Annotated in this window: 22 protein-coding genes and 1 other annotated feature; of the genes, 6 read left to right on the top strand and 16 right to left on the bottom strand. The window is 43.9% G+C overall.

The features are described from left to right. Positions 1 to 232 precede the first annotated feature (232 nt). The 6 genes from murC to H9659_RS06100 form a co-directional block, all read right to left on the bottom strand. Positions 233 to 1,546, bottom strand: coding sequence for a UDP-N-acetylmuramate--L-alanine ligase (gene murC, locus H9659_RS06125; RefSeq protein WP_191689051.1), 1,314 nt, complete (start codon positions 1,544 to 1,546; stop codon positions 233 to 235). Positions 1,547 to 1,623: 77 nt separating this feature from the next. Next, complete coding sequence (locus H9659_RS06120; RefSeq protein WP_318240696.1) at positions 1,624 to 4,446, bottom strand: DNA translocase FtsK; 2,823 nt, start codon at positions 4,444 to 4,446, stop codon at positions 1,624 to 1,626. A gap of 202 nt (positions 4,447 to 4,648) precedes the next feature. After that, a complete protein-coding gene (ytpR, locus tag H9659_RS06115; protein ID WP_191689050.1) occupies positions 4,649 to 5,254 on the bottom strand; it encodes a YtpR family tRNA-binding protein in 606 nt (201 codons plus the stop codon). Beyond that, positions 5,251 to 6,069: a DUF1444 family protein gene (locus H9659_RS06110; protein WP_191689049.1), complete on the bottom strand. Its 819-nt coding sequence runs from the start codon at positions 6,067 to 6,069 to the stop codon at positions 5,251 to 5,253. Before H9659_RS06110 ends, ytpR begins: the two co-directional genes overlap by 4 nt. A gap of 30 nt (positions 6,070 to 6,099) precedes the next feature. Beyond that, complete coding sequence (locus tag H9659_RS06105; protein ID WP_191689048.1) at positions 6,100 to 6,618, bottom strand: hypothetical protein; 519 nt, start codon at positions 6,616 to 6,618, stop codon at positions 6,100 to 6,102. 159 nt (positions 6,619 to 6,777) lie between these two features. Beyond that, positions 6,778 to 7,851 carry a M42 family metallopeptidase gene (locus tag H9659_RS06100; protein ID WP_191689047.1) on the bottom strand — a complete coding sequence of 358 codons (1,074 nt, stop codon included), beginning with the start codon at positions 7,849 to 7,851 and terminating at the stop codon, positions 6,778 to 6,780. Positions 7,852 to 8,024: 173 nt separating this feature from the next. Between H9659_RS06100 and H9659_RS06095 the strand changes: the two genes are divergently transcribed. Continuing rightward, a complete protein-coding gene (locus H9659_RS06095; RefSeq protein ID WP_191689046.1) occupies positions 8,025 to 8,339 on the top strand; it encodes a PepSY domain-containing protein in 315 nt (104 codons plus the stop codon). A 53-nt stretch (positions 8,340 to 8,392) separates the two neighbouring features. Here H9659_RS06095 and H9659_RS06090 read toward each other — a convergent pair whose 3' ends face one another. From H9659_RS06090 to dat, 4 genes are read right to left on the bottom strand one after another with little or no spacing between them, the layout of a single operon-like run. Further along, on the bottom strand, positions 8,393 to 9,238 hold the full coding sequence (locus H9659_RS06090) for a YtnP family quorum-quenching lactonase (protein WP_191689045.1): 846 nt from the start codon (positions 9,236 to 9,238) through the stop codon (positions 8,393 to 8,395). A 23-nt stretch (positions 9,239 to 9,261) separates the two neighbouring features. After that, a complete protein-coding gene (gene trmB, locus H9659_RS06085) occupies positions 9,262 to 9,912 on the bottom strand; it encodes a tRNA (guanosine(46)-N7)-methyltransferase TrmB (RefSeq protein WP_191689044.1) in 651 nt (216 codons plus the stop codon). A 32-nt stretch (positions 9,913 to 9,944) separates the two neighbouring features. Then, entirely contained in the window at positions 9,945 to 10,949 is a 1,005-nt protein-coding gene (locus H9659_RS06080) for an NERD domain-containing protein (RefSeq protein ID WP_191689043.1), read from the bottom strand. A gap of 26 nt (positions 10,950 to 10,975) precedes the next feature. Continuing rightward, a complete protein-coding gene (dat, locus tag H9659_RS06075; protein WP_191689042.1) occupies positions 10,976 to 11,833 on the bottom strand; it encodes a D-amino-acid transaminase in 858 nt (285 codons plus the stop codon). Between the two features lie 351 nt (positions 11,834 to 12,184). Between dat and H9659_RS06070 the strand changes: the two genes are divergently transcribed. Then, the gene (locus H9659_RS06070; protein ID WP_191689041.1) at positions 12,185 to 12,406 is read left to right on the top strand and encodes a DeoR family transcriptional regulator; all 222 of its coding nucleotides are present in this window, start codon (positions 12,185 to 12,187) and stop codon (positions 12,404 to 12,406) included. A gap of 54 nt (positions 12,407 to 12,460) precedes the next feature. Here H9659_RS06070 and H9659_RS06065 read toward each other — a convergent pair whose 3' ends face one another. Together H9659_RS06065 and H9659_RS06060 are read right to left on the bottom strand one after the other, a co-directional pair. Then, on the bottom strand, positions 12,461 to 13,180 hold the full coding sequence (locus H9659_RS06065) for a pseudouridine synthase (protein WP_191689040.1): 720 nt from the start codon (positions 13,178 to 13,180) through the stop codon (positions 12,461 to 12,463). Next, the gene (locus H9659_RS06060; protein ID WP_191689039.1) at positions 13,181 to 14,800 is read right to left on the bottom strand and encodes a putative polysaccharide biosynthesis protein; all 1,620 of its coding nucleotides are present in this window, start codon (positions 14,798 to 14,800) and stop codon (positions 13,181 to 13,183) included. It lies immediately after the preceding gene. Between the two features lie 194 nt (positions 14,801 to 14,994). On the opposite strand from H9659_RS06060, the gene H9659_RS06055 reads away from it, so the two are divergent. Together H9659_RS06055 and H9659_RS06050 are read left to right on the top strand one after the other, a co-directional pair. Further along, the gene (locus tag H9659_RS06055; protein ID WP_191689038.1) at positions 14,995 to 16,269 is read left to right on the top strand and encodes a BaiN/RdsA family NAD(P)/FAD-dependent oxidoreductase; all 1,275 of its coding nucleotides are present in this window, start codon (positions 14,995 to 14,997) and stop codon (positions 16,267 to 16,269) included. Between the two features lie 35 nt (positions 16,270 to 16,304). Next, a complete protein-coding gene (locus tag H9659_RS06050; RefSeq protein ID WP_191689037.1) occupies positions 16,305 to 16,562 on the top strand; it encodes a hypothetical protein in 258 nt (85 codons plus the stop codon). 182 nt (positions 16,563 to 16,744) lie between these two features. Here H9659_RS06050 and leuS read toward each other — a convergent pair whose 3' ends face one another. The 4 genes from leuS to H9659_RS06030 form a co-directional block, all read right to left on the bottom strand. Continuing rightward, complete coding sequence (leuS, locus tag H9659_RS06045; protein ID WP_191689036.1) at positions 16,745 to 19,162, bottom strand: leucine--tRNA ligase; 2,418 nt, start codon at positions 19,160 to 19,162, stop codon at positions 16,745 to 16,747. 47 nt (positions 19,163 to 19,209) lie between these two features. Beyond that, positions 19,210 to 19,426, bottom strand: a binding site (T-box leader). 58 nt (positions 19,427 to 19,484) lie between these two features. Continuing rightward, positions 19,485 to 20,132 (bottom strand): 3-oxoacid CoA-transferase subunit B, encoded by a 648-nt coding sequence (locus H9659_RS06040; RefSeq protein WP_191689035.1) that lies wholly within the window; start codon positions 20,130 to 20,132, stop codon positions 19,485 to 19,487. Positions 20,133 to 20,151: 19 nt separating this feature from the next. Continuing rightward, positions 20,152 to 20,838: a CoA transferase subunit A gene (locus tag H9659_RS06035; RefSeq protein WP_191689034.1), complete on the bottom strand. Its 687-nt coding sequence runs from the start codon at positions 20,836 to 20,838 to the stop codon at positions 20,152 to 20,154. Between the two features lie 106 nt (positions 20,839 to 20,944). Beyond that, entirely contained in the window at positions 20,945 to 22,129 is a 1,185-nt protein-coding gene (locus H9659_RS06030; RefSeq protein WP_191689033.1) for an MDR family MFS transporter, read from the bottom strand. Positions 22,130 to 22,273: 144 nt separating this feature from the next. Here H9659_RS06030 and H9659_RS06025 point away from each other — a divergent pair, with 144 nt between their 5' ends. Together H9659_RS06025 and H9659_RS06020 are read left to right on the top strand one after the other, a co-directional pair. After that, complete coding sequence (locus H9659_RS06025) at positions 22,274 to 23,233, top strand: TIGR01212 family radical SAM protein (protein WP_191689032.1); 960 nt, start codon at positions 22,274 to 22,276, stop codon at positions 23,231 to 23,233. Positions 23,234 to 23,250: 17 nt separating this feature from the next. Beyond that, positions 23,251 to 23,817: a tRNA (mnm(5)s(2)U34)-methyltransferase gene (locus H9659_RS06020; protein WP_225217689.1), complete on the top strand. Its 567-nt coding sequence runs from the start codon at positions 23,251 to 23,253 to the stop codon at positions 23,815 to 23,817. Positions 23,818 to 23,823: the final 6 nt, after the last annotated feature.

Genomic DNA, 23,823 nt, shown 5'->3' with positions numbered 1-23,823 from the left:
TTTTCGTCTGTCGATACGGTTGGCAACTTCGCTGAAAACATGTATTCAGCCATTATCCGTTATGTACAACAGATTGAAGCAGTTCACTCCTCCCTGTCCACTTTCTTATGAGTACTTTTACCCTGTCCCTCTGCAAACTAAACTTTGATCATTACTCTCCTTTCGACAACGGGTGAGTATTTCCTTTAAAATAAAGAAATTTTTCACCCAGAAAAAAAACAGCCTGATTTAATCAGACTGTTTTCTGTTCAGCGATATGTTGCTGATAAGCGTTCAAATACTTTTGGACGTCCCCTGCACCCATGAACAAAAAGACAGCATCTTCATGTCCGTCAAGCGCTTCAATTGCATCCAGTGTTAAATGTGCAGATCCTGGGATTTTCTCGGTAAGATCATTTACCGTCAAAGTACCTGTTTTTTCACGAGCGGATCCAAATATATCACACAGATAGACTTGGTCAGCTTCGGAAAGGCTTGCAGCAAATTCATCCATCAGTGCAGCAGTTCTTGAAAATGTATGGGGTTGAAATACCGCTATGATTTCACGCTCAGGATACTTCTGTCTTGCCGACTGGAGCGTAGCGCGGATTTCAGTAGGATGATGTGCATAATCATCGATAAGTATTGCATCATCTGCTTTAATTTCAGTGAATCTCCGTTTTACCCCATTGAAACTCTCAAGACGTTCTGCGACAATGGCTGGTTCCAATCCCTCATACTGACAAAGCGCAATGACTGCCAAAGCATTTTTAATTGCATGATCGCCCGGCATCGGTATCGTGAAGGAATGATAGAATTCATTGCGTACAAACACATCGAAAGAAGTGCCCTCAGCGCTTTTTTTAATATTCGACGCACTGAAATCATTTCCTTCACCTAAACCATAAAGTACTACGGGTACATTCGCTTGAATCGCTAAGCAGTTCTGGTCATCTCCGCAGGCGATGATTGCTTTTTTAACATTTAGGGCCATATCCCCAAACGCATTCAATACATCCGCCATATCTTTAAAATAATCGGGATGATCGAAATCGATATTCGTAATGATCGCGTAATCTGGTTCATACGCTAAAAAATGTCGTTTGTACTCGCATGATTCAAAAACAAAAAACTCACTGTCTTGAACACCTTTTCCGGTACCATCTCCTATTAAGTAGGAAATTGGTGCAATCCCTGAAAGGACATGCGCTAGAAGGCCTGTCGTCGAAGTCTTTCCATGGGTACCCGTAATTGCTACAGAGACGGATTGTTTCATATATTCCGCCAAAAAGTCGTGATAACGGATTACTTCCAGCCCTAGCTCCTTAGCTTTCACTAATTCCGGGTGTGTATCCGGAAAGGCATTCCCCGCAATGATCGTAAGTCCTTCCGTAATATTATCTTCACTGAAAGGAAGTACGGTGATAGAACGTTCATGAAGAGGTTCCTCGGTGAAAAAGTGTTTTTCCACATCTGATCCTTGAACCTCGTTTGATGAATCATGAAGGATTTGAGCAAGCGAGCTCATTCCTGATCCTTTAATACCTGTAAAGTGATATTTCGTCATTGTGCAACCTCCTGGGAGCAACCTGTTCCCTAAAATCTCTCATTGATAATACGTGTTGTAAATTCATATAACCATTCTTATGCTTCATGATCAGGATTCAGAAATGACTCTAAATCCGCTTCTGTTAAATAGACATCCCGCGAACGACTTCCTCGCTGTTCAGATATGAAGCCATGCGCTTCCATGCGGTCCATAATCTTTGCAGCACGATTGTATCCAATACTAAAATGGCGCTGCATGAGTGAAGTCGACGCACTCCCCTGTTCGATGATGAAGGAACAAGCTTGCGTGAACAATGGGTCCGTTTCCTCTTCTTCCACCACAGCTGCGAGTAAATCTTCCTGACCGAATAAGTATTCTGGCGAGGCTTCACTTTTAACGTGGTCAATAATGCATTCAATTTCATCGTCTGTTACAAATGTTCCTTGTAAGCGGACCGGTGAAGATTGCCCGTTTCCGACGTAAAGCATGTCTCCCCTGCCGAGAAGACGCTCTGCACCCGCACCGTCTATAATCGTTCGTGAATCGATTTGAGATGAAACAGCAAATGCGATCCGCGTTGGAATGTTGGCCTTGATGATACCAGTAATTACGTCAACGGATGGACGCTGAGTAGCGATTATCAAGTGGATACCGCACGCACGTGCCTTCTGGGCAATCCTACTAATTGATACTTCGACGTCATTCGGCGCAACCATCATCAAATCTGCAAGCTCATCGATAACGATGAGTAAATAAGGCATCTTTTGCGCAAATTGGCGATTCGCTTCCGCCATTTGGTTATATCGTTCAATATTCCGGGCACCCGCATGCGCAAATAACTCATAACGCCGCTCCATCTCATCGACTGCCCATTTTAACGCAGCCGTCGCAGCCTTGACGTCGGTAATGACCGGGCTAATTAGATGTGGTATTCCGTTGAATGGTGCCAATTCCACCATTTTCGGATCAATTAACATCATTTTAAGCTCTGTAGGAGACGCTTTGTACAACAAACTTACGAGTATCGAGTTAATGCATACCGATTTCCCTGAACCCGTTGCACCTGCAATCATTCCATGAGGCATTTTCCGCAAGTCGATTGTTACCGGCTCCCCAGTTAAACTCAATCCAAGTACCGCTTCGAGCGGGGAATCGGAACTGGTGAACTTATCCGTATCAATGACTTCTGAAATCCGGACAGGACGAGTCGTCCGATTCGGTATTTCAATCCCGATGGAACTGGTTCCTGGGATCGGCGCTTGAATACGTATATCCTCTGCTGCTAGAGCTAATTTTAGATCATCTGTCAAATTACGTACTTTGCTAACTTTCGTTCCAAACCCTACAGTCAACTCAAACCGCGTAACAGTAGGTCCTTGAACCGCTTCCAATATATCGGCTTCCACTGAAAAATGAGACAGAGCTTCGACTAGTTTCTCGGATTGTGTAGTTAACCATTCCGTATCTTCATGTTGGAGCTCAGCTGGCAGCAATTCTTCTATAGAAGGAAATACATAATGAGGCAGCACTTGCTGCTCATCCGATGGAACATCGGATAACGTCGCTAAACTTGTAAGCGGTGGTGGCTCAACCGCTTCTGCATGTTGCCTGCTCTGACTCTGTGATTCAGTCTTTGCTAGCTGAATCTCCTTGGTGTCAGCAGAGAATTGTCGGCTGTCCACAGGCATTTTAGAAGGCTCGTTGAATGACGGAGCATTCGGAACGGCAAGAGACCGTAACTGTTGCTTCTCTTTGTCAGATTTCAACATGACAACATTAAAAGGAACGATCTTTTCACGCTTACTATCTTCTGCTTCCAGGGTAGAAGTCGATTCCTCAACAACTGGAATACACTCCCCCCCTTCTTCGTTCGCTTCGGAGTACAATACTTCAGAACCTTCATCTACCGGCTCAGCTGGCTCAGTAAATCCTTCAAGATTTTCTTCTTCGTAAGGTTCCTCAAGTACTTCAACCACCGGGTCTTCCTGATCTGTAATGGTTTGTTGAATTTCATCATGTTCAGGTTCTAAAACTGCAATCTGTACACTCGTTTGAACCGTTTCTTCATCCAATGTTTCAGCATGAGAGGAATCCAAGGGTGGATGATCTGTAGTTGAACTCAACGGACTGCTTTCTTCCAATTTACCGAAGTCCGATTCAGATTGGTCTAGTTCAGTCAATGTCGGTTCACACTGTTCCTCCATTACTTCTGTTACTTCTATCACTTCTGTTGCTTGATCAATATCAGTTTCAGTTTCAATTTCATTTTCGGTCTCCATGTACCGGTTGGTTGCTTGAATTCCTTCGGATGGGGCTACAATTTTCCTTCCGGAAGGCAGCACATCTTTCGGCAAGAAACGATTGGCTGGCGGGACCTCTTTAGTAATTGATGCGTTTCCATTGCTGGAAGTGAGCTCATGTTCAATTTTCGCAGCCGCTCTTTTCGGTTGTGAAAATCCATATACAGGTGACGGTACTTCCGTTGGCGTAAACGGTTTGTTAGCACGCTGTTTCACAATCTCGGTTTTCCGTTCAATAGGTTTGTCCGATTTAGATGTGATTTTTTTACTTATTTCTGGATATTCTTTGTATTTCGTCCTATTGCCAGCTCGATGGATTTCTCCGGCAGGTGGTTCTGCAGGCCATCTGTTATTTTTGTATAACGGAATTGTTTCAGATGTTTCATCTTTTTTCTCTAAAGGGGTTACTTGTTGTTTAATGTGCACTGGTTCTTCGGGATCTTCATCCCATCCATAAATTTCAGCATCAGTAATCATAGGAAATCTAAATGCCGGCCGCTGCGGCTGTATTTCATCATGCGGTTGTTCTTGCTCATATACGTCACTGGTAACATCTTCTAGTTCATCATCAGGTTGCGAGCCGAACAAGCGACCCATGGTTTTTTTTATCCAACTCACTCTATCACTCTTTTCATTTCAATCAACCTATTTTAACAGAAATACAAGGATAAAATCAAATAGTCGTGTGCTGTGAAAGAAACGAAATCCTTTCATAGGTCGCTTCAACTATGTTTTGTTGATAAAAAGAACATAAGGTATGATAATTTCCCCATCAAAAAAACAGAGAACTTTACTAGCTTCTCTGTTTGTAAAATATGATTCAGTTTGTAAATGGGCTTCCAACTTCCGAATCTGCAGCTAATACAAGAATTCCTTTTTCTTCAGGTGCATCTGGCAACGCCAATTCTTTAGCAGAACAAATCATACCTGATGATGGAACTCCGCGTAATTCTGCGTCACGAATGACCATCCCCGATGGCATCACAGCTCCTACTTTTGCAACGACAACTTTTTGGTCACTTTCAACATTCGGTGCACCGCAAACGATTTGTAACGTTTCGCTTCCGACGTCAACGGTACAAATATTGAGTTTGTCCGCATTTGGATGCTTTTCTTTAGAGACAACATGTCCTACAACGAATTTCGGACTGAAATCCACATTGAGTTCCAGTGAGACATTGTTCTTTTCGAGAACTTCTTGGATTTTTGCAACGAGTTCAGGTGTTAAGTCAATGGAACCATCTGCATGCTCGCCGATGTACTGCGTTGCGTTAAATATGTTGAAGGCTACTGCTTCTCCATTTTGTGACGCCTTGATAAGTGTCACATCCCCTTTTGATTCGATTTCCGTTTGCTCGGGACGTTCTGTTGTCAGTTGGACCATCAACACGTCACCGACACCCTGTTTGTTCATAAAGACGTTCATTTCTTTTTCTCTCCTTTTTCCGCGACACGATTTTTAGCCATGATGAAAATAGGTTCCAGCTCCCCGTCGTTGTAGAGGAACGATAATGATGTAATCGGCACTGTTCCTATTGTAAAGAAATGCATTGTCATTTGAGCAAGAACATCATAACCTGTATCATTTTGAATATCTCCGATGATCAATACATCTTGGTGGGGCACAGAGACCGTCATATGACCGTCAATTCGGGAAGCCATCTCCTTTAAAAATGCAGCATTCAAAATACGGCTTGCATCATATCCATCATTAATATTGAGGAAATAATAGCTATTGCCCGCTACTACATCTACTTTAACATCAGTTGGCAGTTTTCGGGCATTAAATAATGCCGCTTCCATTATTTCACTTTCTGTCTTCCCGAGATCCGCAAGCATGCTTTCATCAATGAGACGATACGTTTTCCCTTGGTCCAATGCGTAATAGATGGCCGTTTCAGCCGTGTGGGCTTTTACTAGGAACGGGCTCCCTGCCTTCGACTCTTTCGGAAATGACGTTGAACGGATAACCGGAAGAATGACAGCATTCGAATCGAACCCCTGCTGCTGTTCAGCCTCCATTGCTTTGAACGTCTCTTGGATGGTGTAGACGACTTCCTCAATCGCCGCGTCTTGTTTCAGTTCATACTTTGCGAGTATTTCAGGGAGGGAAATGTCCATGCCCCTCTGTAACTCATTATGATCGAGACGAATTCGGTCCGCTTTTTTATCAAACTTCCATTCAAAGTTTTGAGAAGAAAGCCGCTTTTTCAGTTCTTCCACTAATTGTTCTGATTTCAACGTTTTCACCTCTAATAAAATAATAATATTTTACAACTCAAGTTGCATAGAACGGGCAATTTCCATCATTCGAGAAATTGCTGCAACAAGATCTTTCTTTTCCACTATGGCGGTCACTTGGATAGGACCCGTACCCGTCACGACTTCAACGGAAGAATCACCATGTGCACTAATTGCCGCAAACCCGAATACCCCTGAATCGGAAAAAGTTTGTTGCTCGATGAATTCTTTATCGGTCTCTGCCATCAACATGTCATAATACGCATGGGAGTCCTGCTTGGCATTCGGATCGTACTGTGCAGTATAGGTTTGACTACGTTTTGAAATCAAGAACGTATGTTGCTCTTTCAGCATCTCCACTTTCCATCCAACCGGTTTATAAAATTCGACTCCCTCTAAGGATTCTGTCGGTTGTTTGCGGTTCATCTCAAACGCTTCACGTGCTGACTGCATTGCCTCATCTGTTTGTTCTTCAACAGTTCGTCCGCATCCTGTTAGGACAAGTAGTAAAAGTGCCGCTGTTAAGAAGAAGGTATATTTCCTATTCATGACTTCGCCTCCGTTTCGGTGCAGTATGTATAGTTTATCTGTCAGCAGTTACCGGCGCAACCATCTGGACCGCAAGTTGCTAGATTACACATAAAAAACAGTCGGTAACAGATATAATCTCCTGCCGACTGTTTGATATCGCTGTATTACATTAGGGATTTATACGTTCTGCTTAATCGTTTCCAGTGTCGTTTTGTCACACGTAGTCACTAATTTCACAAGAAGTTCTTTTGCAGCCGCATAATCATCGGTATGGATAATCGATGATGATGTGTGAATGTAACGGGAACAAATACCGATGATAGCGCTCGGCACACCTTCATTTGAAATATGCACTTTCCCTGCGTCTGTTCCACCTTGTGACACGAAATACTGGTAAGGAATGTGATTGGACTCTGCAGTATCGAGGATGAATTCACGAAGTCCGCGGTGAGTGATCATCGTTCTATCCAAAATGCGCAGTAGTGTTCCTTTTCCAAGCTGGCCGAATTCCGACTTACTGCCAGACATATCGTTTGCAGGACTTGCATCCAGTCCGAAGAACAAATCAGGTTTGATCAGATTAGCAGCGGTTTGAGCACCGCGAAGTCCGACTTCTTCCATTACAGTTGCTCCTGAGAACAGTTGGTTCGGGAGGTCCATATCTTTTACTTCCTTCAATAACTCCAAGGCTAGTCCGCAACCATATCGGTTATCCCATGCTTTTGCCATAATCTTCTTTTCGTTCGCCATTGGTGTGAAAGGACAAACGGGGACAGCTTGTTGACCCGGACGAATGCCGATTCGTTTCGCATCTTCCAAATCATCTGCGCCGATGTCAATCAGCATATTTTTAACATCCATCGGTTTCGCCCGCTGTTCATCGGTTAAAAGATGTGGAGGTATGGAACCGATAACACCTGGAATCACGCCTTTATCGGTAATGATTTCCACTCGTTGCGCTAGCATTACTTGGTTCCACCAGCCACCCAGAGTTTGGAAACGGAGCATTCCATTGTCCGTAATTCCAGAAATCATAAAGCCGACTTCATCCATATGACCAGCTACCATAATTTTAGGGCTATTCTCAGGCCCTTTACGAACGCCGAAGATGCCTCCCAAGTTATCTTGAATCATGTCATCCGAATATTTTTCAAGCTCACCACGCAAATAGTTACGTACCGCATGCTCATTTCCGGGAGCTCCTGGTAATTCTGTCAGTGTTTTAAACATTGCAAGAGTTTCATTATTCATAAAAGGATTACCTCCGCTTAAAAGTATGTACTCTTCATATTGTAGAACAATTCAGTCGAAAATACCAATTGTCCAGTTCGTGTCCCGAAATAATAGAGTGAGTAGTCTCGCTTATTCAAAATGATAGTGGTATGATACACTTATTCAAATGACTAGTAAGGAGTGATGTCAGTATGAAATTCAAAGAATTTGCAGCCGGCGTTCTGACCGGAGCAGCTGCAGGATTAGTCGTCAAGGAAGCTGTAGACCGAGCAAACTCTGCTGTTCCAGCTGAGCAAGTGCTAAAGAGTGTAAAAGATGCATTTAAAAAAGAAGGTCCGATCGATGGTTCTTGGATTGTGATGAAAACTGAACCGTTCACGAATAACGTCATTTCCATGAACGTTTACAGAGGCGGAGTTTCCCGCATTAAAAATGGTGTATTGGAACAATATGAATTCGCAGCAGATGCTAAAACCGGCACTGTTGTAGAGCTTGTTAAAAATTAATCTTTTCAAGACAAAAGCAGAAGCCCGAACGGGCTTCTGCTTTTTATTGTCAATCAACGAGTTCTTTCAAGTGACTCAATGACGTTTTTACCTGTCTCGTCGTAACGGACGATGCGGTAAACGGCGTCGTGGTAGAAGAAAAACCGGTGACCTTCTTGACGTGCTTCTTTCATCAGCTTTTCTTTGGCGAAGATGGAGTCCATCGGGTAGTCGTCAAATGCTAATACCCATAATGGATTGCTGTGCGCATGTGTTGGCATGATATCCGCCATGTGGATCATTGTCTCCCCATTTTGCTCGAGCCGGATAATGCTGTGGCCGTCACTGTGACCACCTGTATGAACCATGTTGACCCCCTGTAAAGGTGAAAATTCTTTTTCAAATGGCTTCACTTGGTCTTGGATCGGCTCCCAATTTTCTTTGAAGTACGTATTTCTTGAGCGGATATTCGGATTGCGCATCTCATCCCACTCGATTTGGGAAACGTAAATTTCAGCATTCGGGAAAACAGACACCAGTTTGTCTCCTTGCCATTCTGTAAGGCCCGCCGCATGATCATTATGCAAATGCGTCATAAGAATCATATCGATGTCTTCGACGGTCAAGTTGAGCGCAGAAAGACTCTCTGCAACTCGAGTTTCCGCACGTATACCCAGGTTGCGTTTTTTCTTCTCGTCCAATTTCCCCTTGCCGATACCAGAATCTATCAGCATATTCTTCCCTTGGTATTGAAGTAAGATCGGATCTGTTCGCAATTCAATCAAGTTGTTCTCATCAGGTGCATACTTTTTAGCCCACATCGCTTTTGGAACTACGCCGAACATTGTTCCCCCATCCAAATAGTTGACGCCCCCGTCGAGCCATGTAAGTTTCATATCGTGAAATTCATATGTATCCATTCAAACATCCCCTTTTGGTTGAATTATACTTTACTCATGAATCTTGCTTCCAGTCGATATATAGGTTGTCCTTTTGCTGAAAACTTCTCTTCATACTCCGTCATGACATTATCTTCAGGCATTTCAGCATGCAAGTCCAGGGATACATCCAACAAACGCATTCCGTATTCAGACATCGAGACAAGTGAGTACTCGAATAATCCACGGTTATCTGTTTTGAAATGGATTTCACCATCTTCAGGCATGACAGATTGGTATAGCTTTAAAAACTCACCATGAGTTAAGCGACGCTTGGCATGTCTCGATTTTGGCCAAGGATCCGAGAAGTTCAAGTAGACTCGGGAAACTTCACCCTTTTCAAAAATATTCGTGAGTTCTTTCCCATTCGCACGAAGCAAGCGCAAATTAGATGGGACTCCTGAATCCACCACTTTTTCAACTGCAGATACGATGATACTATCAAAATGCTCAATGCCGATATAGTTAATATCGGGATTCGCAAGCGCCATCCCGACAACAAACTGCCCTTTCCCAGTACCGACTTCCACATGGACCGGGTTGTCATTTCCAAATATTGCTGACCATTTACCACTTTTCGTTTCCGGCTCTTTAATGACAATTCCCGCATGTTCTTCTAAATAGTCTTTCGCCCAAGGCTTATGACGTAATCTCATAGTTCAACCACTCTCTTCTTCTTTAATGTAAATTATTCCTGTCCGGTTTCCTGGTGTTCTTCCTCTGTCTCAAATAATCGGCTCGCAGCCGTTGTTTGACAAAGGTCGAGCAGTATTTGTGAGGCTTTAAACTGATTGGATTTCATTGGTGTGCTCATTTTCTTCCCTTTTTCCAACCATTTTGGATAATCACGTCGATCGATTATTTGGATATCATGAGCTACTCCTGGGAAGTCAATATAACTCTCTCGGGAGAGTAAGATTTTCCGAATAGGGAAATCCACTTCAGCAGACACAAATAGACTGGACACTATTTTACCCATCCGATTCAAGCCAATTGTCGGATTTAGTAATTTGGATTCTTGTTCCCCCAGCTTTTTGGTCCAAAACCGTTCTCCGCTTCCTACTAGTACGGAACCTTCCTCGGCTTCCAAAATCGTCATACAAATACATTCAACCGGTGTCATGAGTATAACTTCCAATTCCACAGGTGCTTTTTTTATTTTCAAAACAGGATAGTAGAACAGTAAATAGCTATCCGGCAAGCTTTCTAAAAAATCATGAAGCACTTTGTCCCTCATGAATTTACTATCTATACGAGATCGTTCTGTCAGCGTGGAACTCGCCCATTTTAATTGAAAGTGAAAAAGCTGGTCCATATACAACTTGCGCAACTGCTGGACTGATCGAGGATCTTGGATAATATTCGGGGTGAAATTCAAGTCGTCCGTTTCTTCCGGAGTCCCGTCTTCATACGCTACTATCTGCTCCTCTTTCCTAAAAGGGAGAAAGCGGGATAACGAAGAGAATCGTTTTTTCCCGACTTCCTCCTGCGAAGGACTTCCGTTTTCCGGCATTTTTGCTGGAGATTCTTCATCAGCAGCAATTTGCCAGCTCGCTAGATCGACTCCATTATCCCATTGCCGTTTCATACGTTCCCATTGGGATCGCTTCAGACGGATGAACTGGGTCGTATAACGTGATAAATCATGTTCATAACGCGAGACGTAATCGAGCATTTTGACAAGCTGTGCCATCTTTCGACTCACCTGCGCTTTCTGATTCAGTTGATTTCCATTTTAAGTTCGTGGATCGTTTCTTCAAATACTTGTTGCAGTCGTTCCGTCACTCTACCCGGCGCACCGTCACCGACAATTTTTCCGTCTATGGAAACGATCGGCGTGATTTCAGAAGTTGTCGATGTCAGGAATAATTCATCCATTTCTTTGAATTGCTCAAGCGTGAATGGCTCTTCCATGACACCAATACTATGCTTTGCACACAATTGCAAAATGACTCTTCGTGTAATCCCATTTAAGATCAAATTCGTTGCAGGGTGGGTATACAGTATCCCGTCTTTCACACCGAACATATTCGAAGAGGAACCTTCCGTTACAATTCCGTCACGCACAAACACTGCTTCAGCGCAGCCCGCGTCGTAAGCTTCTTGCTTCGCCAATACATTGCCTAATAGATTCAAGCTTTTAATGTCACAACGCAACCAACGGATATCGTCTGTTGTTTTCACCGCTACCCCTTCTTTTATCTTAGAAAGGGGACGTGGATTATGAATGGCATACGCCGTAATCATCGGTTCCACCTCTTCACCAGGAAAGTTATGCATCCGGGGAGCTGCACCGCGAGTTGCTTGAATATAGACGTGTCCTTCTACTATACCATTATCAGCAGCTAACTTTTTTGCAATTCCAGTGAACTCATCAATTGTATAAGGAAGGTCCATACGGATTTTTTTAGCGCTTTGCAAAAAACGAGTAAAATGTTCTTGGTCAGTGTAAAGCTTTCCGTCATATACTTTTATAACTTCATACACACCGTCACCGAAATAGTAACCTCTATCATCAATTGATACCTTTATCGTTTCCTTATCTGCATAAACCCCATTATTAAAGTAAGTGGTCATCGTTGTGCTCCTCTCAATTACAAATGAATTTTGCCTGTTTACATACAGTCTATGTGAGATCAGTTAGTTTGGCGAGCATTTGTTTGCTGTCCGAACAGTTCTCTCCATTTTCCCACGTTCTTAAAGGAAAATAAAGAACTTTCGACTTGTTGATGAAATGATACATTCATAAGCGATTTTAGCTTACTTTTTTAAAAATATACGTTATACTAATATTGTCAGAACAAACAGTCTGACTAAATTTTGCTGGAGAGGATGTGCGGAGCACAGGCGATTTCAAAGAGCTAACGTAACATTTCCACGTCTCAAACCAAGTCTATTGGAAATTGATGATGAAGGAGTGGTTCACAGTTGAATCCTGCTACAGACCGAATGCTGACCCGTATTAAGGATGTCTATTTGTACATCCATGGTAATGGTATTGTCACCACAGAGAATGTAGTCCAAGAATTTAGCATTACGGCGCGTACCGCACAACGGGATTTAAATGTCCTTGAGTATAATGACCTCATTACGAGTCCGGTTCGTGGCCAATGGACAACGACAGCAAGAAAAGTGAAATTGCCTTCTTAACGCTTACCTAAGGCCGCCCAGCCTCAAAAAAAGGGCTGAATTGCTCAAAGCAATTCAGCCTTTTTTTCGTGGATCTAATTCGTTTAGCTCCTGATCTGTCAGCTCCCGATAGTGCCCTAGTGGAAGGGATTCATCCAACAACAAATTCCCCATGGATAGCCGCTTCAGATAGATCACTTTTTTATCGACCGCTTCAAACATTCGCTTCACTTGATGAAATTTCCCTTCGGTAATCGTCAACTCAATCTCCGAAATGGAATCAGAAACTAAGACGTTCAAAATTCCGGGTTTTGTATGGAAACCGTCTTCAAGCGTAACGCCCTCTTTAAAAGCTTCGACATCGCCTCCGGTTACGATTCCATCGATTTTGGCATAATACGTTTTCGGAATGTCTTTTTTAGGCGACAACAACTCATGAGTAAGCTTGCCGTCATTTGTGATGAGTAGAAGTCCTTCTGTATCTTTATCGAGCCGTCCTACAGGGAATGGTTCAAATCGCTGTTCGTTTTCTGAAAGCAAATCGATGACGGTTTGATCCCATTTGTCCTCAGTTGCGGATATGACCCCAGGTGGTTTATTCATCATGATATAGATGAATTCCTGATGAATGACAGGCTCACCCAGCACATCCACTGAATCCACATCAGGATTCACATGTGCACCAGGATCTTTTTCAGCCACGCCATTCACACGTACCGTCCCTTTGCGAATTAGTTGCTTCACATCTTTTCGCGTTCCGAATCCATTATTCCCAAGCAGTTTATCTAGTCTCATTCATGATCTCCCCAAACCGAATTTCTTTGTGATCCGTGTGATTTTGTCGCCAAGCAGTTTTTGAGCCAGTCCGCTTTTAAATGACAGGAATCCATACACGAGTGCACCGACACCGCTACAAATCATCAGATAGAGCAGCGTTTGCATTTTGCCTTCAGGTACATGGATTGCATATAGACCGGAACGTGTCAGTAGTACAGCAACTACCATGATTGCATTGAAGAACAGAATCAGAATCGTTCGGCGAACGACTAGTTTAGATTGGTAGTTCAATTCTTTCTTGATGACGAAAATGTTCACACCAACAGCAATCGCATATCCGATAATGGTTGCTGCAATCGCACCATTCACTTCAAACATCTTGATCAACGGGATATTCAGCATCAGTTTGAACAACAATCCGAGCAATGAAGTGAAGACAATCCATTTATGTTTATCGATTCCTTGCAGAATGGCTGCGGTTACTGTGTACAATCCGAAAAGAACTGCAGCAGGTGCGTAACTTCTTAGTACACCAGCACCGATATCACTTTGTGAATATAATACTTGATACGTTTCACTGGATAACGCCATAATTCCAACTACCATAGGAATCGTCATGAATAGCATAATCTGGTAGGTTTGATCAAGTGATCTTGTGATTCCTTTTTGGTCACCTTTTGCATAATACGTCGTCATAACCGGAATCAGCGCCATGGAAAAACCTGTTGCCACCATAACGGGGATCATAACGACCTTGTGCGTCAGGAAGTTAAGCATTGTTAAATACGTATCTGTAACTTTAGCCAATCCGATTGAAGCCATTGTTCCATTAAAAGTTATCATATCCACAAACTGATAAAGAGGGTTGATAACTCCAACTAGAACAAAAGGTAAAACATAAGTGATGATTTCTTTGTAAATCGTCGTTAACGGAATATCCCCTGCAGGAGGACTATTCTGAAGTAAGCCATTCATTTCAGGTTTGTATTTCTTCCAGTACAGCCCTAGCGTCGCCAAACTTGCGAGTGCACCAATGAATGCCGCAAACACGGCAAATTTAACAGCTGTCTTAGGTGAACCACCCAACACGTCTACAACGATATAAGCGCCAATTAAGACTACCGCAATCCGGACGATCTGCTCTACAAGCTGAGACACAGACGTCGGTTCGAACTTTTGGTATCCTTGCAAGAATCCTCGAATTACACTCATGATCGGAACAGCCAATAACGCATAGCTGACCCACCGGATAACAGATGCAATATCTTGGACGGTGAACTGTTGCTCGGTATCTTTAATGACCATATGAGCAATCGGTTCCGCCATGAAGTAAAGGGCTAAAAACGACAGCACACCGGTCAATGCCATGATACCGATACTGGACTTCATTAACTTACGACCAGTCGCATAGTCCCCTAATGCATTATACTTCGAGACAAATTTAGAAACTGCAAGCGGTGCACCAGAGATTGCTATGGAGAGTGCAATATTATACGGAATATATGCGTATTGATAAAGACCCACATTTTTCTCCCCAACGATGCTGTAAAAAGGGATCACATACAACAAGCCAAGTGCTTTCGATAAAAATAGGCCGATTGTTAAAATCGCAGTGCCTTTAACAAGATTAGATGCCATGTATTTTCCCTTCCCATCTTTCATTTACACCTAGGTGAGATTCTGTCCAGTTTCTTCAAAAAACGTGACAAACTCCTTAGGTTTTCACTGATTTCAGTCAAACTACTTAACAGTTTACTCTGCAGGAACAGTTTTCACAATGTTTTATCCCGATTAGTGTTGTATACTGTAGAAAAACTGAAAGTGTGATTGTTGTGTATGACGTAATTATTATTGGTGGCGGTCCTTCAGGATTGATGGCTTCAATAGCGGCTGCAGAATCCGGGAACCGTGTACTTTTGCTCGATAAAGGAAAAAAACTTGGCAATAAGCTAGCCATTTCAGGGGGCGGACGATGTAACGTGACCAACCGCTTATCTGTTGAAGAAATTGTAAAACATATCCCCGGCAACGGACGATTTTTATATGGACCGTTTTCGGTATTTAACAATGAAGACATTATTGCGTTTTTCGAAGGTCTTGGTGTGGCGCTGAAAGAAGAGGATCATGGTCGTATGTTCCCCGTTTCCAATAAAGCAAAAGACGTGGTCAATGCGCTGCTAAGCGAAATGGCAAAACTAGGCGTTGAAATCAGGACGGAAACGAAAGTGAAAAAGTTGCTCATGAATGAGGATGAAATTCTCGGGGTACGGCTATTGGATGGTGAGGAGATTCGAGCCACATCCGTCGTCGTGGCAGTTGGTGGAAAAGCAGTTCCGCATACAGGCAGTACTGGGGACGGGTACCCTTGGGCTGAACAAGCCGGTCATACCGTGACGACATTATACCCGACTGAAGTCCCCTTATTGTCGAACGAAAAATTCATTGTTGCAAAAGAACTTCAAGGACTTGCTCTTCGTGACGCCGCAGTGTCCGTGTTGAACGCGAAAGGTAAAACCCTCGTGACACATCAGATGGATATGCTATTTACCCATTTCGGTCTTAGCGGCCCCGCAATTTTACGATGCAGCCAGTATGTTGTAAAAGAGCGTATGAAAAATGGGGATCAGCCTGTTGTCATTAAAATCGATGTGTTGCCGGATTTGAATGAAGAAGAAGTCTTCCAACAGCTGAACACCACATTAAAAGAAGATCCGAAAAAGGCATTGAAGAACGCATTAAAAGGGATCGCGCCTGAGCGCTGGCTGTTGTTCCTGTTCGAACAAGCAGATATGGATGCGAACGAACCGGCGAATACGTTCTCTTCAGAAAAAATCCGGAAACTCGCAAATCTGCTGAAATCATTCCAGATGAGAGTGAACGGCACGCAGCCGATCGAAAAAGCATTCGTCACAGGTGGTGGGGTCTCGGTGAAAGAAATCGAACCGAAAACGATGGCATCACGTAAAAAAGAAGGCTTGTATTTCTGCGGAGAGATTTTGGACATCCATGGATATACAGGTGGATATAATATTACATCTGCGCTTGTTACAGGAAGGCTTGCTGGGATGAATGCCAGCTTGCGTGCTAGGGAAATGATAAGGGGATAACCGAATGGCCAAGACGCTCCGCAAGTCGGAGCGTCTTGGCCTTTTTACATTTCGAGGAAACGAGCGGGTACCAGGTCGGAATGAGCGGGTTACTCGGGGAAACGAGCGGGTACCGGGCCGGAACGAGCGGGTTGTCCGGAGAAACGGGCGGGTTCAGCGACGGAACGAGCGGGTTGCTCGATGAAATGAGCGGGTACAGACACGGAACGAGCGGGTCACTCTCCCCTCCTCCCCATCCCTCAATCCGAAGCGGGACGGAACACATCTATCACGATTGGTTTTTAGTGAATTAAAGATAAATTGGTCGCGAGGAAAGAATAGAATTTGAAGATGTTCAGTTGACGCGTTAATGAGCAATCCCCTTAATCTTCCCAAGAAAATTCTCACTTACAGATTTCCAAGTACACTCTTTCTGCTAAATCTTCATAAAAAAAGCGCGGAAGAGAGGATTTCCCTCTCTTCCGCACCAAAAAAATTATCCGACTGCCACAATATTCACAAGGCGTCCTGGAATTGCGATGACTTTCTTCAATTCTTTGCCATCGATCCATTTTTGGACGTCTTCATTTGCAAGGGCTGCTTTTTCCAACTCTTCTTTTGTAATATCCTTATCGACTTCCAACTTCGCTCGGACTTTACCGTTAATCTGTACAGCGATTTCCACTGTATCATCCACTAACTTATCCGCATCGTATGTTGGCCAAGGAACATAAGTAATCGTCCCTTCATGCCCCAACTTCTCCCAGAGCTCTTCAGCTAAGTGTGGAGTAATCGGCGACATGAGCAATACGAATCCTTCTGCAAACTCAGTCGGCACGCGATCGGCTTTATAGCATTCATTGATGAATACCATAAGCTGTGAAATCGCTGTGTTATTATGCATTCCTTCGAAGTCCTCAGTAACCTTTTTAACCGTCTGGTTGTAAACTTTGTCAAGTGTACCATCGGATTCTCCGCCAATTTTGCTGCCAAGTGATCCGTCTTCATTGACAAACAAGCGCCAAATCCGGTCAAGGAACTTACGTGAACCATCCAACCCGTTTGTTGACCATTCTTTAGAAGCTTCAAGAGGTCCCATGAACATTTCGTAAATGCGAAGTGTATCCGCACCATGCGAGTGGACAATATCGTCCGGATTAATGACATTGCCTAATGACTTAGACATTTTGACATTACCTTCACCGAGAATCATCCCTTGGTTGAACAACTTCTGGAATGGCTCTTTCGTTTTAACAACACCGATATCGTACAATACTTTGTGCCAGAAACGTGCATATAGCAAGTGGAGAACCGCGTGCTCTGCACCGCCAACATAAATATCAACCGGCAACCAACGCTCTGCTAATTCAGGATCGATCAGCATGTCGTCATTTTTCGGATCGATATAACGCAAGTAATACCAGCAGCTGCCTGCCCATTGTGGCATCGTATTTGTTTCGCGACGGCCTTTCATGCCCGTCTCCGGATCGACTACGTTGACCCACTCCGTAATGTTTGCAAGTGGTGATTCACCTGTTCCACTTGGGCGGATATCTCCAGTAACAGGAAGTTCAAGTGGTAATTCAGATTCGTCAACTGCAGTCATTGTGCCATCTTCCCAATGGATGATTGGAATCGGCTCACCCCAATAACGCTGACGGGAGAACAACCAATCACGCAAACGATACGTGATTTTCTTCTCACCTTTTCCTTCTTCAACTAGCCATGCAATAGACTTTTCAATCGCTTCGTCTTTCCCAAGACCGTCCAAGAAGCCGGAATTCACATGTGTGCCTTCACCGGTGTATGCTTCACGCTCAATATCTCCGCCAGCCACAACTTCTGTAATCGGCAATCCGAATTCTTTCGCAAATTCGTAATCTCGCTCATCATGAGCTGGTACTGCCATGATTGCACCCGTTCCGTAAGAAACAAGGACATAATCTGCGATCCAGATCGGCATCTTCTCGCCACTCGCAGGATTCACTGCATAAGCCCCTGTGAACACCCCAGTTTTCTCTTTCGCCAAGTCGGTACGTTCCAGGTCACTCTTCAGTTTCACTTTATCCAAATACGCAGCAACCGCATCTTTTTGTTCTGGAGTCGTGATGGAATCGACTAATTTGTGCTCAGGTGCAAGTACGGCATAGGTCGCACCGAAAATTGTATCCGGACGGGTTGTAAAGACATCAAATGACTGCTCGCTGCCTTCAACAGCAAACGTCAATTGAGCACCTTCAGAACGACCGATCCAGTTGCGCTGCATATCCTTCAAGCTTTCAGGCCAGTCAAGATCATCTAAATCTTCAAGTAAACGATCCGCATATTCCGTAATACGAAGCACCCATTGGCGCATCGGACGACGTTCTACAGGATGTCCGCCACGCTCTGATTTGCCATCGATGACTTCCTCATTCGCAAGCACAGTCCCTAGAGCTGGACACCAGTTCACAGCCACTTCGTCCATGTACGCAAGTCCGCGTTTATACAGTTGGATGAAAATCCACTGTGTCCACTTATAATACTTCGGATCTGTCGTATTCACTTCACGGTCCCAGTCATACGAGAATCCTAATTCATCCATTTGACGCTTGAACGTCGCAATGTTCTTCGCTGTGAATTCAGCAGGATCATTTCCCGTATCGAGTGCATATTGCTCAGCAGGTAGACCGAACGCATCCCACCCCATTGGATGCAACACGTTGTAGCCTTGCTTACGTTTGAATTGGCTCAAGATATCCGTTGCAATATAACCAAGCGGATGACCGACGTGCAACCCAGCACCTGAAGGATACGGAAACATATCCAAAGCGTAAAATTTCGGTTTTGCCGGATCGTCCGTCATTTTGAATGTTTCGTTGTCTTTCCAATAGTCACGCCATTTTTGTTCAATCTGAAGATGCTTGTAGCTCATGTTAAATTTCCTCCTATTCAAAATAAAAAAACTCCCGTCCCCACTTAACAAGGGACGAGAGTGAAGACAGGTTCCCGCGGTACCACCCAAATTGACGGCTCATGCCGCCCAACTTGACTCCTTAACGCGGAAAAAACGGCACGGTTCGCTCACTAACGTGCAGACTCGGGAAGTGAGTTCACCAAGATTCCTTACTGACTCGCAGCCATCGTCAGCTCTCTGAAAAGGATTTTCTCGCCTACTATTTTCCGTCAACGTCAAACTCTATTGAAATTCATTTTACTGGAATGAAAGGGTAATGACAAGCTTTTCCTGACGATCCTTACTGTTTCACGTCAATCGTTAAGTCCGCTCCAGTAGACTCTACAATGTCCTGAACAGTATAGCCTTCAAATACTTCTTTTAATACAAGTCCGTCAGGCGTCACTTCAATCAAACCACGCTCTGTAATTATTTTATTCACCACTTGTTTTCCTGTCAGCGGCAGATCACATTGTTTCTTGATTTTCGGTTCACCTTTTTTGGATACATGGTCCATGATCACAATGATTTTTTTAGCACCATGGACAAGATCCATTGCACCGCCCATCCCTTTAATCACTTTTCCTGGGATCATCCAGTTCGCAAGGTCCCCTTTTTCGGATACTTCCATCCCTCCGAGAATTGCCACATCGATATGTCCGCCTCGGATCATCGCAAATGATTCCGCACTATCAAAGTAAGCAGCTCCTGTAATCGCAGTGACAGTCTCTTTCCCCGCATTGATGAGGTCGGGGTCCACTTCCTCTTCGGTTGGAAACGGGCCGATGCCCAGCAGCCCATTCTCCGACTGCAGCACAACCGTCTTGTCCGGAGATATGTAATTCGCAACAAGTGTCGGCATGCCGATCCCTAGATTCACATAGTCCCCATTGGCTATTTCCTTTTCAGCTCGTCTTGCGATCAGTTCCCTAGAATTCGCTGTTGTCATAATGATTCCTCCCCTTACTTCAACGTGTAGTCAATCGTTCAATCCGTTTTTCCTGCTTTGCTTGTAAGAGCCCTTGTACGTAGATGCTCGGCGTGTGGATGAAACCTGGATTTAGCTGTCCCACTTCCACAATCTCTTCAGCTTCCGCAATCGTCACATTCCCTGCAGCCGCCATCATCGGGTTAAAGTTCATCGCTGTTTTGTTATAGACCAAATTCCCGAATGTATCCGCTTTCAGTGCACGCACAAGTGAAAAGTCTGCCGTCAACGCTTCTTCCAGGACATATTCCTTACCGTTGAATACTCGGATTTCTTTGCCCTCGGCAATTTCAGTTCCGACTCCAGCTGGTGTGAAAAACGCGGGAATCCCTGCGCCGCCAGCACGGATTTTTTCAGCCAGTGTTCCTTGAGGTGTCAATTCCACCTCCAGCTCACCGGACAACGCTTGTCGCTCAAACTCTTTGTTTTCACCTACATAAGAGGCAATCATTTTCTTAATCTGCTTTTCTTTCAATAGTAGACCGAGGCCCCAGTCATCGATGCCACAGTTGTTTGAAATGATTGTTAAGTCTTTGACGCCCTTTTCAACGAGCGCTAAAATAAGCTGTTCCGGAATTCCGACAAGTCCGAATCCGCCGACCATGAGGGTCATGCCATCTTGAATCGGTTCTACTGCTTCTCTTGCGGATGAATAGATTGTTTTCATCTGACGAACCTCCTATACGCATGCAATTTTTCTAAAATAACCTATCTTCATTTAATCAGACCATTTCGTATTTTGCAATTAAACCAAAATAAAAAACCGAAAAGCATTATCGGCTTTTCGGTTCATATCCACTGCGTTTTAATGGAGTATCATATAGTAGTGTTGGAATAACAGCTAAACTCATAAGGCCCGTCAAAATCCACAAAGCAATTTGGACACCATAAATGTCTGCTAGAATACCACCTGCAATCGGTCCGATCATTTTACCGATTGTCGCTGAGGAATTGACGATTCCTTGATAGAATCCTTCTTTTCCACGCGGAGCTAGCTGATCTGCTAGAGTCGGGAATGCCGGCCAGGCGATCATTTCCCCGAATGTCAAGATGATCATCGCAACGATGAATACATTAAATGTATTGGCAAAGCTGACAACCATGAAGGAAATGAGCATAATTCCGAGTCCAAACAATATCTGCATTTTTACTTTATCCTCTAAACGTGTCATGAGTGGTTTGATCAATGGTTGTCCAATAACGATCAGCAATCCATTGATTGTCCAAATGAGGCTATACTGCGTCAAAGTGATCCCGACAGATGTTGCATGAGTTGAAATCGTAGTCGCCCATTGTGAATAGACGAGCCACGTCAGCAAATATCCGATCATCACGATCAATAATGCGATGAAAGGAGCCTTTTTCTTGATACCTGTATTTTCTTTTAAAATCGACGTATGAACCTCTGGAGCAATAGTCATCTGTTTATAAAAGAAAAATGCGATAAAGAAAAATAGTATATAAAACGCCAGATTCGCGGTGAAGATGAAATCAATGTTAAACGAAGCGACTAATCCAGCTAAAGCAGGTCCGATTGCAACCCCGACGTTTTGGGCCAAGTAAATCGAATTAAAAGAACGCCTTCCACCTTCCGGCCAAACAGTTCCGACCATCGCATAAAAACTCGGGAAAATAATCCCGCCACTGAATCCTAAAACGGTTAACAAGACGACATATGGTCCCCATGAATGGTCAATTACCAATCCGATTAATGCGGCAATTGAAATGAGAATCCCCGCCATGATCGACTTATACCCGCCAATTTTGTCAAAGAAAAAACCGCCAAGTAAATTACCGACAACCCCTGCTCCCGCATTCGCCATCAATACTAAACCTGCAACGGACAATGACTTCCCTAAATAATCGTGCATATAGATTGTATTTAACGGCCACAAAAATGAGTTACCGATTACATTCACAAACATCCCAATAATTAAAAGCCATACTTTCCTAGGCAAAGAATATTCGCCTCCTATCTTACAAGCTCAGTATGATTTTATGCCTATCTTTGCTAATTGACAAGACGAAAATTGATGTTCAATTATTCAGATGACGATTGTACGTAAAAAGATGGTACACTATCACTTTAAGGAGTGGTTTCAATGGAAGAAAACAACTATCCGTTTCCGTCTGACGGGACACGCTATCATACATGGTCTCGTCATTTAAAAGACCGATTCGGTTTTAAAGTATTCAAAGTCGCACTTGATGCAGGTTTCGATTGTCCGAACCGTGATGGCACAGTCGCATTCGGTGGGTGCACGTTTTGCAGTGCTGCAGGCTCCGGTGACTTCGCGGGTGACCGCGTCGATCCGATTGATGTGCAATTTGCGGAAATCCGCGACCGCATGCACAAGAAATGGAAGAGCGGAAAGTATATGGCGTATTTCCAAGCCTACACGAATACGCATGCTCCGCTTGAAAAATTAAAAGAGAAATTCGAAGCTGCACTTGCACAAGAAGGTGTAGTTGCCTTATCCATCGCAACACGACCCGATTGTCTGCCTGACGATGTAGTGGAGTATTTAGCTGAGCTGAATGAACGCACATACTTATGGGTCGAACTTGGATTACAGACAGTCCATGAAAAAACAGCTAAACTTGTCAATCGGGCTCATGATTTCGAACTGTATAAAGAAGGCGTCCAGAAGTTGCGCAACCATAATATCAATGTGTGTACACATATCATTAACGGACTTCCTGGTGAAGATTTGGACATGATGAAAGAAACTGCAAGTGAAGTGGCGAAACTGGATGTCCAGGGTATTAAAATCCACTTGCTTCATCTATTAAAAGGGACACCGATGGTCAAGCAGTATGAAAAAGGGATGCTTGAATTCCTGGATCAGGAGACATATGTCAACTTGGTCGTGGATCAGCTTGAAATGCTGCCTCCTGAAATGATCGTACACCGGATAACTGGAGACGGTCCCATAGACTTGCTCATAGGGCCAATGTGGAGTGTCACGAAATGGGATGTTCTGAATGATATTACTCGCGAACTGGAACGCCGTGACAGTTGGCAGGGCAAGCATTATCAGAAGGCGGTCGCTCAGCCTTGAAGGGCGGCGGCTTTCGGTTGCGGCGAATTTTGCCACACTCCAAACAGCTGCTGACAGAAGTAATTTCAGAAGGAGACATTGTGGTGGATGCCACAATGGGCAATGGCAATGATACCGTTTTTCTAGCTAGAGCTGTCGGTCCAACCGGCAAAGTATACGCTTTCGATATTCAACAACAAGCACTCGATGCCACAAGAGAACGCCTTGGCGATCTCCATAGCCGAGCTGAGTTAATTCTGGACAGTCACGCACATATGAACCAGTATGTATCTGAAGAAATTACAGCCGCTATGTTTAATTTGGGATTTCTTCCTAACCAAAAGGACCATTCCGTCGTTACACAACCGGACAGTACGATACAAGCACTTGAGACAGCTCTCGGTTTACTCAAACCTGGCGGGATGATCACGATTGCAGTGTACGATGGTCATCCAGGCGGTGCAGAAGAACGGGAGGCTGTTTTGAGATTCGTTCAACAGCTGGATGCTAAAATCTATCAAGCTGTACGTTATGAAATAGCCAACCAACAAAATCATCCGCCGTTTTTGCTTATTGTTGAGAAAACGTGTAGACGTGTAGATTGATTGAAC

This window comes from Sporosarcina gallistercoris, assembly GCF_014836415.1.
In the GTDB taxonomy this organism is placed as follows: domain Bacteria; phylum Bacillota; class Bacilli; order Bacillales_A; family Planococcaceae; genus Sporosarcina; species Sporosarcina gallistercoris.
This window is presented reverse-complemented; position numbering and strand designations above follow the sequence as displayed.